Annotated in this window: 12 protein-coding genes and 1 riboswitch; of the genes, 5 read left to right on the plus strand and 7 right to left on the minus strand. The window is 66.7% G+C overall.

Features of this window, described 5'->3' with window-relative positions; translation table 11 throughout:
• Position 1: 1 nt before the first annotated feature.
• The 5 genes from E5A73_RS17315 to E5A73_RS17335 all read right to left on the minus strand — a co-directional run bounded on the left by E5A73_RS17315 (position 2) and on the right by E5A73_RS17335 (position 6,309).
• Entirely contained in the window at positions 2–1,531 is a 1,530-nt protein-coding gene (locus tag E5A73_RS17315; protein ID WP_135965108.1) for a CoA-acylating methylmalonate-semialdehyde dehydrogenase, read from the minus strand.
• A gap of 210 nt (positions 1,532–1,741) precedes the next feature.
• On the minus strand, positions 1,742–2,518 hold the full coding sequence (locus E5A73_RS17320; RefSeq protein ID WP_135965109.1) for an ABC transporter ATP-binding protein: 777 nt from the start codon (positions 2,516–2,518) through the stop codon (positions 1,742–1,744).
• Entirely contained in the window at positions 2,509–3,480 is a 972-nt protein-coding gene (locus tag E5A73_RS17325; RefSeq protein WP_135965110.1) for a FecCD family ABC transporter permease, read from the minus strand. The genes E5A73_RS17320 and E5A73_RS17325 overlap by 10 nt, the downstream gene beginning before the upstream one ends.
• 115 nt (positions 3,481–3,595) lie before the next feature.
• Positions 3,596–4,420, minus strand: a complete 825-nt coding sequence (locus E5A73_RS17330) for an ABC transporter substrate-binding protein (RefSeq protein WP_135965111.1) — start codon at positions 4,418–4,420, stop codon at positions 3,596–3,598.
• A complete protein-coding gene (locus E5A73_RS17335) occupies positions 4,420–6,309 on the minus strand; it encodes a TonB-dependent receptor plug domain-containing protein (protein WP_135965112.1) in 1,890 nt (629 codons plus the stop codon). Before E5A73_RS17335 ends, E5A73_RS17330 begins: the two co-directional genes overlap by 1 nt.
• Before the next feature lie 118 nt (positions 6,310–6,427).
• A riboswitch (cobalamin riboswitch) is annotated at positions 6,428–6,612 on the minus strand.
• A gap of 102 nt (positions 6,613–6,714) precedes the next feature.
• On the opposite strand from E5A73_RS17335, the gene E5A73_RS17340 reads away from it, so the two are divergent.
• Both E5A73_RS17340 and E5A73_RS17345 read left to right on the plus strand, forming a co-directional pair.
• Entirely contained in the window at positions 6,715–8,028 is a 1,314-nt protein-coding gene (locus tag E5A73_RS17340; protein WP_135965113.1) for a methyl-accepting chemotaxis protein, read from the plus strand.
• 71 nt (positions 8,029–8,099) lie between these two features.
• Positions 8,100–8,696: a DUF4142 domain-containing protein gene (locus E5A73_RS17345; protein ID WP_135965114.1), complete on the plus strand. Its 597-nt coding sequence runs from the start codon at positions 8,100–8,102 to the stop codon at positions 8,694–8,696.
• 201 nt (positions 8,697–8,897) lie between these two features.
• On the opposite strand, the gene E5A73_RS17350 is transcribed toward E5A73_RS17345, so the two are convergent.
• Entirely contained in the window at positions 8,898–9,263 is a 366-nt protein-coding gene (locus tag E5A73_RS17350) for a bactofilin family protein (RefSeq protein WP_135965115.1), read from the minus strand.
• Between the two features lie 73 nt (positions 9,264–9,336).
• A complete protein-coding gene (locus E5A73_RS17355) occupies positions 9,337–9,942 on the minus strand; it encodes a hypothetical protein (RefSeq protein ID WP_135965116.1) in 606 nt (201 codons plus the stop codon).
• A gap of 258 nt (positions 9,943–10,200) precedes the next feature.
• Between E5A73_RS17355 and rpsL the strand changes: the two genes are divergently transcribed.
• The 3 genes from rpsL to fusA all read left to right on the plus strand — a co-directional run bounded on the left by rpsL (position 10,201) and on the right by fusA (position 13,338).
• Positions 10,201–10,572 carry a 30S ribosomal protein S12 gene (rpsL, locus tag E5A73_RS17360; protein WP_029936467.1) on the plus strand — a complete coding sequence of 124 codons (372 nt, stop codon included), beginning with the start codon at positions 10,201–10,203 and terminating at the stop codon, positions 10,570–10,572.
• 134 nt (positions 10,573–10,706) lie between these two features.
• Entirely contained in the window at positions 10,707–11,177 is a 471-nt protein-coding gene (gene rpsG / locus E5A73_RS17365) for a 30S ribosomal protein S7 (RefSeq protein WP_044333405.1), read from the plus strand.
• 64 nt (positions 11,178–11,241) lie between these two features.
• Positions 11,242–13,338, plus strand: a complete 2,097-nt coding sequence (fusA, locus tag E5A73_RS17370) for an elongation factor G (protein ID WP_135965117.1) — start codon at positions 11,242–11,244, stop codon at positions 13,336–13,338.
• Positions 13,339–13,375 lie beyond the last annotated feature (37 nt).

Below are 13,375 nucleotides of genomic sequence, written 5' to 3' on the forward strand. Positions count from 1 at the left end.
CTCACCCCATCGTCGGGATGACGAACGCATCCTGGATACGCGAGGGACCGCCATCTTCGCTGCCGCCGGGTAGCGCCGAGCCGTCGGGCCAGCGCTGGGTGACGGTCTTGACCTTGGTCCAGAAGCGGACGCCCTCCATGCCGTGCTGGTTGACGTCGCCGAACGCCGACCGCTTCCAGCCGCCGAAGCTGTGATAGGCGACGGGGACGGGGATCGGCACGTTGATCCCGACCATCCCGACATTCACCCGCGCCGCGAACTCGCGCGCGGCATGGCCATTGCGGGTGAAGATCGCGACGCCGTTGCCATATTGATGCTCGCTGGGCAGGCGCAGCGCAGTCTCGAAATCGGGGGCGCGGACGATCTGGAGGACCGGACCGAAAATCTCTTCCTTGTAGGACTGCATCTCCGGCGTGACTCGGTCGAACAGCGACGGGCCGATGAAGAAGCCCTCTTCGTGCCCCTGCAGCTGGAAGCCGCGGCCGTCGACGACGAGCTCGGCGCCTTCGTCGACCCCGGTCTGGATCCAGTTCTCGACGCGCTGCCGGTGCGCGGCGTTCACCACCGGGCCGTAATGCGCATCGTTATCGGTCGAAACCCCGACGCGCAGCGAACGAATCGCAGGAAGCAGCTTTTCGCGCAGCGCATCGGCGGTCTTGTCGCCGACGGGGACGACCACCGGCAGCGCCATGCAGCGCTCGCCCGCACTGCCGAATGCCGCGCCCGACAGATCGGCGACGACCTGGTCGAGATCGGCATCGGGCATGACGATGCCATGGTTCTTGGCGCCGCCCATCGCCTGGACGCGCTTGCCGGCCTCGACGCCGCGGCGATAGACATAATGCGCGATGTCCGACGAGCCGACGAAGCTGACCGCAGAGATCGCAGGATGATCGAGGATCGCGTCGACCATTTCCTTGTCGCCATGGACGACCTGGAGGATGCCTTCGGGCAGCCCCGCCTCGAGCATCAGTTCGGCGAGGCGGACCGGGACCGACGGGTCGCGCTCGCTGGGCTTGAGCAGGAAGGCGTTGCCGCAGGCGATCGCCACGCCCGACATCCAGAGCGGGATCATCGCCGGGAAGTTGAACGGCGTGATGCCGGCACCGATGCCGAGCGGCTGGCGCATGCTGTAGACGTCGATGCCGGGGCCGGCGCCCTGGGTATATTCGCCCTTCAGGACGTGCGGGATGCCGCAGGCGAATTCGATCACTTCGAGCCCGCGCTGGATGTCGCCCTTCGAATCGGCGATGACCTTGCCGTGTTCGGAGGAGAGCAGATGCGCGAGCGAATCCATGTTCGCTTCGACCAGCTCCTTGAACTTGAACATCACGCGGGCGCGGCGCTGCGGATTGGTCGCCGCCCAGCCGGGCTGCGCGGCTTGCGCGGCAGCAATCGCGCGATCGAGATCGGCGCTGGTGCCGAGCGAGACGCGCGCCTGGACTTGCCCGGTATTGGGATCGAACACGTCCGACATGCGCAGCGCGCCGCCGCCTGCAGGACCCGCGATGAGATGGTCGATCGTGCGCATAAACTCTCCTGCGGCGGGCACGTTGGCCCGACTCGTCGTGTAATTTTATTGCGCAATGGCACAGGGGCGAGCGGTTCTCAATCCTCCCTAGCGAAGCGGGGGAGGTGGCGCCGAAGGCGACGCAGGGGGACTCTCAACAAGCGATGTCGCCCGCGGAGAGGCCTCCGCCAGGCTGCGCCTGCAACCTCCCCCGCTTCGCGAGGAGGGTTTTTAGCGGGTACGCCCGATCGGCACGGGTAGCAGGCGGCCCTGTTCGTCGGGGACGATCATCACTTCGACCCCAAACGCGTCGCGCAACGGTTGATGTGCCAGCGCCTGCGAGGCGGGGCCGAAGGCCACCACTTCGCCAGCCTTGAGCAGCAGCACATCGTCCGCGGCGCGCGCGGCCTGGATAAGGTCGTGGAGCACGATCACCACGCCCATGCCGGTGGCGGCGAGCGCGCGGAGCTGGTCGAGCAGCCCGAGCTGGTGAACGGGGTCGAGGCTGGCGAGCGGCTCGTCGGCGAGCAGCCATTGCGGTTCACCGGCAAGGACCCGCGCCAGCAGCACGCGGGCACGTTCGCCACCCGAAAGCTGGTCGGCGCCGCGATCGGCGAGAGCGTGCGTGTCGGTCGCGGCGAGCGCGGCGCCGATCGCCATTGCGTCGTCCTGCGATGCGCCGGCGAAGGGCGAGCGATGCGGCAGCCGGCCGAGCGCGACGAGATCGCGGACCGCGAGGTTCCAGTGGACGATCGGGTCCTGCGGCAGATAGCCGATCAGCCGGGCGCGCTCGCGCGGCTCGATCCGGGCAATGTGGCGGGTGCCAAGCTTGACGTGACCCGCATCGGCGTCGAGCAGCCCGGCGAGCGTCTTGACCAGAGTCGACTTGCCCGAACCGTTGGCACCGAGGATCGCAGTCACGCGGCCGGGCTGGAAGGCGGCAGTGACGTGGCTGAGCACCCGGCGATTGCCGAGGCTCACCGCCAGATCGCTGACGCTCAGCTCCATGCCGAACGCCGCATCTTGAGGAGCAGCAGGAAGAAGAATGGCGTGCCGAGCAGCGCCATCGCCACGCCGAGCCGGATTTCCGCCGCGCCCGGACCGAGCCGGACGAGGCTGTCGGCGGCAAGCACCAGCACCGCGCCGCCAAGCGCGCTGGGGAGGAGCAATGCCGAGGGCTTGGCGCCGGTGAGCGGGCGCAGCAGATGCGGGACGATCAGCCCGACAAAGCCGACGACGCCGGTCACCGCGACGCTGGCGCCGACCGCAAGCCCGGCGCCGAGCACGATGAGCAATTGGGTACGCGCGAGACGGACGCCGAGCGAGCGCGCCGCGGCCTCGCCGAGCGTGAGGGCGTCGAGCGCGCGGCCAGTGAACAGCAGGAGTGCGCAGCCGATCGCAATGAACGGCGAAGCGAGCTGGACCTCGGCGAAACTGCGGTCGGTGAGCGCGCCCATGATCCAGTCGATGATCTCTGCGGTCGCGAACGGGTTGGGCGCGATCGAGATCAGGAAGGCAGTGAGCGCGCCCGCCAGGCTGGCGAGTACGGTGCCGGCGAGGATGAAGGCGACCTGGCTGTCGGCGCGCCAGGCGAGCCCGGCGAGCAGCAGCATCGATCCGCACGCGGCGAGCATCGCGGCGCCGAAAATCACCAGCGGGGCGTTCGCCGCGAAGACGACGATCGCGGCGACCGCGCCGAGCGCGGCGGAGGAGGAGACCCCGACCACCGCCGGATCGGCGAGCGGGTTGCGCAGATAGCCCTGCAGCACGGCGCCGGTCAGGCCGAGCGCCGCGCCGATCGCGAGCCCGAGGATCGCGCGGGGCAGGCGCAGCTCGGCGACGATCCACCAGCGCGGGTCGCCGGTGAACCACACCGAAGGGGGCACCCAGATCTTGCCGGCGACCAGCGAGCCGGCGAACAGCAGCGCGACGAGGGCTGTCAGGAGGATTAGGAGGAGGGGGCGGTTCATTGAGGATCACCCTCACCCTTCCGGCGCTTCGCGCCTCCCTCCCTCTCCCAACGGGAGAGGGAAGGGGCCCGCCCGGCATAGCCGGGTGGGAAGGGTGAGGGTAATCCGATCTTGATCATTCGCCCACCTCGCGCCGCACTTCCGCAAGCCGCGTCATCGCCCGGGCAATCACCGGTCCGCCACAATTGACCAAGCTCCGATTGAACCGCGCCTGATCGACCTTGGCGCCCGAACGCGCGAGTGCCCAGCCGCGCATCTGCGCCGCGCGCGAGCCGGCATCGCGGCCGGCCTCGTCGGGAACCAGCATCACGCGCGGGGGATCGGCGACGACATGTTCGATCGGAAGATAGCCGGTGCCCTGGAGTCCATAGTGCGCAGCATGGTCGCTGAAGCCGGCCTTGACCATCATTTCGTCGAGCAGGGTGCCGCTGCCATTGACGGTGTTGCCGCCGATCCAGAGCAAGGCGGAGAGCGGTGGGCGGTCGGTGCGGGCGGCAGCGATAGCGCCGTCGATCCGCGCGACCATCGCGTCGCCCGCGGGCCGCGCGTTAAGCGCGGCGGCGAGTTCGCGGACCTGCTTCTTGCTGTCTTCGATCGTGCTCGCCCAGCCGAGCGTCAGCGTCTTCACGCCGGCGCGTGCGAGCGCTTCGCGAGTCGACACCGAAGCGAAGCTGTCGATGATCGCCAGATCGGGGCGAAGCGCGATGATCTCCTCGGCGGTGCCATTGTTGGTGCGATAGCGCGCCGCGACGTCCGGCGCGATCGATGAGGCGCCGGGATCGCGCGAATAATGGCTGATCGCCGCGATGCGCGCGGGCGGGACCAGTTCGACCAGCATCGCATCGGCGCACGGGTTGAGCGAGACGATCCCGCCGCCCTTCGCGGAGGGTTGCGCCGCGCATCCGGCCGCCAGCAGGCACAGGAGCGCGGCGCCTCGCATCAGTTGAAGCGCAGCCGCACGCCGGCATAGGCTGCGCGGCCGTACGTGCCGTAGCCGGAGACCACCTGATACTTCTCGTCGGTGACGTTCTCGACGCGGCCGTACACCGCGAAGCGGTCGCCGATCGGCATCTCGGCGCGGATGCTGCCGAGCGCGAAGCCGTCGAGCCGCGTGAAATTGCCTTGGTCGTTGAAGCTGTCGCCGACGATCGTCACCGTTCCTCCCAGCGCGAGCCCGAACGGCAGGCGGTAATCGGCCGAGAGGCTGGCGGTGTCCTGCGGACGCCGCGCCAGCTGGTTGCCTTCAAAGCCCGCCGAGCGGTTTTCGGTGTCGGTATAGGTGTAGTTGGCAGTGACGGTAAACGCCTCGACCGGCTTGAGCGCGAGTTCGACCTCGACACCCTCCGCGCGGGCGCGGGCGATATTGGCGTAGGTGCCGAAGGGACGGTCGAAGCAGATCGACGCGGGATTGGTGACGTCCGCCGTGGGGCACGAGAAGAAGTCGATCTGGTTGCGCGTGTCGCGGCGGAACCATGTCACGCCCAGCTTCGCCGCGCCGTTCAGCGCGCTCTGCTCGACGCCGACTTCCCAGCTCTTGGCGGTCTCCGGATTCAGCGACTTGGTGCCATAGTCCGAGAACAGCTGGTAGAGCGTCGGTGCCTTGAAGCCTTCACCATAGCTGGCGCGCAGCAGCGTGCCGTCGAACGGCCGGGCCGCGGCGCTGGCGCCCCAGGTGACGTGGCTGCCGAAGCGACTGTGGTCGTCATTGCGGATGCCGGCGGTGAGCGTCACCTGCTCGACCGGCGTGACGATCGCCTGGCCGTAGACGCTCGTGATGTCGGCGCGGTTGGTCTCGAATCCGTCGTAGAAGCGAGTGTTTTCCCGCTCCGCGCCGAAGGTCAGTCGAACCTGCTCGACCAGCTTCGCGTCGCCGCGATATTCGTAGCGCTCGCTGCGGCCGCGATAGAGATAATGCGGCGTGAAGGCGCCGGGCGCCGGATCATAGCCGTCGCGATTGATGTCGGCGATGGTGAAGGCGACGCGGTTCGACAGCGGCCCGAAATCGGCGAACAGCCCGGCATAGCCGTACAGCTCCTTCGCAGTCGAATATTCGTCGGTGTCGGCGAAGCTGTAGCCGGCCGACGCCGGGAAGCCGTCGAGTTCGAGCCGCGAATCGGCGTAATAGCCGCGCAGATCGATGCCGAAGCCCGGCGCGAACTCGGCGCGCAGCCGGCCGCTGGCATTATATTGGCGATAGCCGTCGGCCTCCGTGCCGACTGCCGCCTGCGACACGCCGTCGGTGGTAAAATAGCCGCCGGTCAGCGCGCCCTGGAAACGGTCATTGCCCGCGGCGATGGCGGCGTTTGCCGAGATCTGGTCGGCATAGCCATATTCGGCGTTGGCGCGCGCAGCCACGCCGTCGACCGGCGCCTGAGTTACGACATTGACGACGCCGCCGATCGCCTGGCTGCCCCAGATCACCGAATTGGGGCCGCGCAGGATCTCGACGCGCTCGATTGCGCCGGTCAGCAGATTGCCGAAATCGAACGCCCCACTGGTCGAGGACGGATCGTTGACGCGCACGCCGTCGATCAGGATCAGCGTCTGCCCATCCTCGGCGCCGCGGATGCGCACTGCGGTGAGGGCGCCGGGTCCACCGGTGCGAGTCGTGCTGACACCGGGCGTGGTGGCGAGCAAGTCGGAGAGCGAGACGGTCTGACGAGTCTCGATCGTCTCGCGGTTCAGCACGGTGATCGAGCGGCCGGTGGTGTCGGCCTCCTGCTCGACGCCCGAAGCGACGACGACGATCTGGTCATCGTCCGACTGGGCATGCGCGGCGGCCGGCAGCAAAGCGGCGGAAGCGTAGAGAAACAGCTTGAACTTGGTCACGGCAAAGACACCTTTGTCAGGGGTCGTCTCGCCGATGAAACTGGCGCGGCGACCCGGTTAACGGTGTCGCTCACGCGAGGGCACGCCCTCGTTCGCCCGGTGCACCCCGCCCGCGCAAAGGAATCGACTGTGACGGGCAGGTCTCCTGGCTCCCGGGTCATCACTTTCGCGCCGCCTTCCCGGATGTGCTCCAGTGGCATGATGGCGCGAACGCTCGCCGGTTACAGTTGCGGGGGCAGCCTCGGGTTTGAACCGAGTTCCCTTTTCATCCCTTGCGGGGACACCTGTCACGGCGGCGCCTCTACGCCGCGCATGCGTTCGCTGCAACTGCGAAAAACACGGTTTGTCACGCAGGTGTAACCAACGGTGAAGCTCCCCTTTACCAACTGCGCCTAGGGCAGGGGCATGAAGGTCGCACAACTTCCCCCGCGGTCGGACCCGAATCCGGGCTGGCTCACCGAAATCGAAGCCGATCCGCCGTGGCTGACGCTCGACGATTCGCTGTTCAAGGCAGTCGAGCAGTTCAACTCCGATATCGATCTGCGATTGATGCCGGTCGTGGACAGCGCGCATCGGCCGGTCGGCGCGATCTTCGAGAAGGACGTGCGGCGGCTGCTGCTCAATCCGTTCGGCCACGCGCTGCTGCGCAATCCCTATTTCGGGCACGGCGTGGCGCGCCACGTCCGGCCCTGCCCGGTGGCGGAGATCACCACCGATGTCGGCACGCTGATTTCCACCTATCGTGCCGCCAATGGCAGCGAGGGCATGATCCTCACTCGGGATGGCCGGCTGGCGGCAGTGATCGGCAATCGCCGGCTGCTCCATCTCGCCGCCGAATTCGAGCGCAGCACCGCCGCGATGCGAATCGCACGCGCCGAGCGGATCGAGCGCGCCAGCGAGCGCTTCGAAGGCGAAGTGGCGGCACTCGCCCGCGCTTTGGCCGCATTGTCGGCGCAGGTGCAGAGCAGTGCCGCGTCGAGCGCGGACCGCGCCGCCGAAGTGGGCAATCGTGCCGTCGCGGTCGCTTCGGCCGCGTCGCAGACCAGCGACAATATGCGCGAGATCGCCGCGCGCGGACGCGAGCTGGCGACCGCGCTCGAACGCGTCGAAGACAATACCGACGCGGCCGAGGCTGCGGCGGGCAGGGTGTCCGCGCTGGTTCGCGCCGGTGCCGCGCGGACTCGCGAGCTGCGCCGCGCGGCGCAGACGATCGATTCGGTGATCGGGCTGATCACCGACATCGCCGGGCAAGTGAATCTGCTCGCGCTCAACGCGACGATCGAAGCGGCGCGCGCGGGCGAGGCGGGGCGCGGCTTCACCGTGGTCGCCAACGAAGTGAAGCAACTGTCGAACCAGACTGGCGTCGCGGCGGGCAGGATCGCCACGCATGTCGACGAGATCCGTCGCGGGATCGACGAAGTCACGCTCGGCCACGAACAGGTCGAGGATGCGATCGCGGCGATGGTCGATCTGGCGGCGGGGGTGCAGGCAGCGGTCGCGGCGCAGGAGGATGCGACGCGAACGATCGCGTGGAATGTCGAGGAAGCAGTCGGGGCCAGCACGGCGATCCGCCACGAAGTCGAGGCGATCGGCGAGACGTCCGCGGTCGCGTCGGCAAGCGTGAGCGGAATGCGCGGCGTCGCGGCGCAGCTTCAGCAGGGCGCAGCGGCGCTTTCGGAGGAACTGCAGGGCTTTCTCGCCGAACTGCGCGCCGCCTGAGCCAACGCCTCGAGAATGCGGAACGCCGGCGCGTGGCTTGCGTTGTCGCTCCTCCAGAGGAGGATGCCTGCATGAAGAAGCTTCACTTGGTTCTGGGGCTTGCCCCGGCGCTCGCGCTCGCCGCCTGCGGCGGCAACGAGACGGCCAACACGACTACGGCCGACACCACCATCGACAACGGACTGCCCGCCGACGCCAATTACGCCGACGCCGCCGCGGACAATGTCGTAGCTGCCGATGCGGCCGCATCGCCGGCGCAGAAATTCGCCAACAATGTCGGCGCCAGCGACTATTACGAAGTCGAGGCAGGCAAGCTTGCGCAGGACAAGGCGCAGGCACAGGGTCTCAAGGACTTCGGCAAGCTGATGGTCGAGCATCACAATGCGTCGACCGAGAAGCTCAAGGCCGCGGGCGCGAAGGCGAGTCCGGCGATCGTGCCGAACCCGGCGCTCAGCGTCGAGCAGGAAGCCGGTCTCGAAGCACTGCGCAAGGCCGAGGGCGCGGCGTTCGACACTGCCTACAAGGCCCAGCAGGTGATGGCGCACGAGAAGGCGCTGACTCTGGTCAAGGACTATGCCGCCAGCGGCGACGTACCCGAGCTCAAGAAGTTCGCCGGCGAGGCCGAGAAGGTCGTCCAGGCGCATCTGACCAAGATCAAGGGGCTTTAAGCGGTATTGTACCGCTGATCTTTCTTCCTCTCCCTGTGGGAGAGGTAGCAGAGCTTGGCAGCTTGCTGCCTAGCGGCGCTAGGTGAGGGTTTCACGCTATCGATAGGGTGATCCCCTCACCCAGTTCCGACTAGGGCCCGCTGAAGAAAGCGGACCCAAGTATGCGCAACCCTCTCCCGACGGGGAGAGGGTTGTGTGTTCTCAGGCTGCCTGTTCCTGCCCGACATCGGGCACTGCGCGCGGCCCCGTCGCCGTTGCGGCTTCGCCGGTGCGCTTGAGCCGGCCGTCGACATGGCCACCATTTTCGATGGTGATGTCCTCATATTCGACATCGCCGATGATTCGCGCCGAGCGCTCGACGGTGAGGTGCTTGACCCGCACGCTGCCTTCGATCGAGCCTGCGATGCGCGCGGTATCGGCCGTGACGCCGCCGACGATCCGGCTCTCCGATCCCTGGACCAGATTGGCGCAGTGGACATCGCCTTCGATGCCGCCGTCGATGTGGAGATCGGCGCTCGCGCGGACGTCGCCGGTCACGGCCATGTCGGGCCCGATCACCGAAAACATGCCGCGTCCGCGGCTATTGCCCTGGCCCGCGGCCGGAGTTCGTTCGTCGCGACTCTTGTTACCGAACACACGCTCACTCCCTCAGGACGGGACTCGAAGTCCGCGCCGGCGGCATAGCACGAGGCGGGTGTGCGGGCCGACCCCCAAACAGGGTGAACGGTTCGTCGCGGCGGTTATCGTTCGCCGCCCGGCCCGATCGGCCGATCTCCACTGCGGCGGCGGCGAGCAGCGTCAGCGCGCCGGCGCCGTGCAGGGCAGGGTGGTGCAGCCCCGCGGCGATCAGTGCGATCGTCGTGCCGGCGAGGCCGGCCAATGCGGCGGGCCGCAGCGCGGGCAGACGAAGGGCCGCATGGGCCGAGAGCGCCAGCGGGACCAGCAACGCGGCCGATCCCAATCCGGGCAAGGCGCCGGCGAGCAGTGCGGCCGGGAGGGCGGCGGCCCAAGCAGTTGAACGATTGTTTGTCAGTGAGGCGAGATGGCAGGCGAGCAGGCCGGCGGCGCTCGCAAAGACCAGGCCGATCATTGGCAGCATCTCCGGCGATTCGAACCAGCGCCAGGACGGCGACCAGCGACTCTCGATCGTGCCGAGCAGCAGCGTGCCGGCCAGCGCGAGCAGCGCGCAGCCCAGCCGGGCGAGGATTGGCCGCGGGGCAGAGGGATATCGGGAGCATAGAAGCATCTGCCCGGCTTTAGCGCGCGATGGATTGACGCCCGGTTATCCTCCGGCGCCCATTGACCACCCATGCCTCCGCCGCTATAGGCGCCACCGTTCTGCGAGGGCTCCATGGGGCGCAAGACTCGCAGGACAAAGAGCTGAACGTTGCTGGAGACGCAATGGCCCGGGGGGTCGCAGACACCCGGGGCCTTTTCGTATTCTCTCGTTTTCCCAGCAAAGTAACCTCCGGATTTTCCGGGCAACACAAGGTGAAGGGCTTTCATGCCGACGATCAACCAGCTGGTCCGCAAGGGCCGCGAACCGCAGAAGGCCAAGTCCAAGGTCCCTGCGATGGAGCAGAACCCGCAGAAGCGCGGCGTCTGCACCCGTGTCTATACCACGACCCCGAAGAAGCCGAACTCGGCACTCCGCAAGGTTGCGAAGGTTCGCCTGACCAACCAGCGCGAAGTCATCAGCTACATTCCGGGCGAGGGCCATAACCTTCAGGAGCACTCGGTGGTCCTGATCCGCGGCGGTCGTGTCCGCGATCTTCCCGGTGTTCGCTACCACGTCCTGCGCGGCGTGCTCGATACACAGGGTGTGAAGGATCGTCGCCAGTCGCGTTCCAAGTACGGCGCAAAGCGTCCGAAGTGATCATGCCGGGGGCATGATCATCCCGGAAAGATCGCTCCGAGCGATCTTGTCCGGGATCCAGGCCCCCGACCAAAGCAAGGCACAGTAAGCCCCGGACGGGTTCCGGACCAGCTGAAGTACCAAAGGAATACAGAATGGCTCGTCGTCGTCGTCCCGAAAAGCGGGAAATCCTGCCTGATCCCGTTTACGGGGATGAGGTTCTCACCAAGTTCATGAATTCGGTCATGCTGGACGGCAAGAAGTCCGTGGCCGAGGGCATCGTCTATACGGCGCTCGAAACCGTCGAGCAGCGCGCCAAGCGCGAGCCGATCGGCGTGTTCCATGACGCACTCAACAACATCAAGCCGGGCATCGAGGTCCGGTCGCGCCGCGTCGGCGGTGCGACCTACCAGGTTCCCGTCGAGGTCCGTCCGGAGCGTGCCCAGGCACTCGCCATCCGCTGGCTGATCACGTCCGCACGTAATCGTTCGGAGCACACCATGTCGGCGCGCCTTTCGGGCGAGCTGATGGATGCCGCCAACAACCGCGGCAACGCCGTGAAGAAGCGCGAAGATACCCACCGTATGGCCGAAGCGAACCGCGCTTTCAGCCACTACCGCTGGTAACTTCTCCTACCTATATCGTGGGGAGCCGGACATCCGGCTCCCCACATCGCTAAGGACTAAGATCATGGCCCGCAGCCATCCGCTCGAGCGTTACCGCAATATCGGCATCATGGCGCACATCGACGCCGGCAAGACGACGACGACCGAGCGCATCCTCTATTACACCGGCAAGTCCTACAAGATCGGCGAAGTGCACGAAGGCACCGCGACGATGGACTGGATGGAGCAGGAGCAGGAGCGCGGGATCACGATCACGTCCGCCGCTACGACGTGCAAGTGGCGCGCCGCAGAGGGCAAGGGCGAAGAGCATCTGATCAACATCATCGACACCCCCGGGCACGTCGACTTCACCATCGAAGTCGAGCGTTCGCTGCGCGTGCTCGATGGCGCGGTCGCCTGCTTCGACGGCGTTGCCGGCGTCGAGCCGCAGTCCGAGACCGTGTGGCGTCAGGCCGACAAATACGGCGTGCCGCGGATGTGCTTCATCAACAAGCTCGACCGCACCGGCGCGGATTTCTACTTCTGCGTCAACTCGATCATCGAGCGTCTCGGCGCGCGTCCTGCCGTGCTGTATCTGCCGATCGGCATCGAAGGCGGCTTCAAGGGCCTGGTCGATCTGGTCGAGAACCGCGCGATCATCTGGCTGGAAGAGAGCCTTGGCGCGAAGTTCGAATATGCGGACATCCCCGAGGACATGGTCGAGAAGGCCGCCAAGTATCGCAGCGAGCTGATCGAAATGGCCGTCGAACTCGACGACGACCTGATGGAAAAGTATCTCGAAGGCAACGAGCCGAGCACCGCCGACCTCAAGAAGCTGATCCGCAAGGGTGCGCTCAGCATGGCGTTCGTGCCGGTGGTTTGCGGCTCGGCGTTCAAGAACAAGGGTGTCCAGCCCTTGCTCGACGCCGTCGTCGACTATCTGCCGAGCCCGCTCGACGTTCCCGCGATCCAGGGCCTCAAGCTCGACGGCGTCACGCCGGACGAGCGCCCGTCTTCGGACGACGTGCCGTTCTCGGCGCTGGCGTTCAAGATCATGAACGATCCGTTCGTCGGCACGCTGACCTTCGCGCGCATCTATTCGGGCAAGCTCGAGACTGCGTCGCAGGTGACCAACTCGGTCAAGGACAAGAAGGAGAAGGTCGGCCGCATGCTGCTGATGCATGCGAACGAGCGCGAGGACATCCAGATCGCTTATGCCGGCGATATCGTCGCGCTGGCGGGTCTCAAGGACACCACCACCGGCGACACGCTCTGCGCGATCAATGCGCCGATCATCCTCGAGCGGATGGAATTCCCCGAGCCGGTGATCGAGCTTTCGGTGGAGCCCAAGACCAAGGCCGACCAGGAGAAGATGGGCGTCGCGCTCAATCGTCTGGCACGCGAGGATCCGTCGTTCCGCGTGTCTTCGGACGCGGAGAGCGGCCAGACCATCATCAAGGGCATGGGCGAGCTCCATCTCGAGATCCTGGTCGATCGCATGAAGCGCGAATTCAAGGTCGAGGCCAATGTCGGCGCGCCGCAGGTTGCGTATCGCGAATATCTCGGCAAGCCGGTCGACGTGGACTACACGCACAAGAAGCAGTCGGGCGGTACCGGCCAGTTCGGCCGCGTGAAGGTCAAGGTCACGCCGGGCGAGCGCGGTTCGGGCATCATCTTCAAGGACGAGATCAAGGGCGGCAATATTCCCAAGGAATATATCCCCGCGATCGAGAAGGGCTTCCGCGAGACGGCGGCGACGGGTTCGCTGGTCGGCTTCCCGATCATCGACTTCGAGATCCTGCTGTATGACGGCGCCTACCATGACGTCGACTCGTCGGCGCTGGCGTTCGAAATCTGCGCCCGCGGCGCGATGCGCGAAGTGGCGCAGAAGGCCGGCATCAAGCTGCTCGAGCCGATCATGAAGGTCGAAGTCGTCACTCCGGAGGATTATCTGGGCGACGTCATCGGCGACATGAACTCGCGTCGTGGCCAGATCCAGGGCACCGACACGCGCGGCAACGCGCAGACGGTCGAGGCGATGGTCCCGCTGGCGAACATGTTCGGCTATGTGAACTCGCTCCGCTCGTTCACCCAGGGCCGCGCACAGTACAGCATGCAGTTCTCGCACTACGACGAAGTGCCCGCAAATGTGGCCGACGAAGTGAAGGCGAAGCTGGCGTAACCCAAAATGAGTCGCTAAGGGGCCCCGTTCGCGTGGC

Source organism: Sphingomonas gei, from assembly GCF_004792685.1.
In the GTDB taxonomy this organism is placed as follows: domain Bacteria; phylum Pseudomonadota; class Alphaproteobacteria; order Sphingomonadales; family Sphingomonadaceae; genus Sphingomonas; species Sphingomonas gei.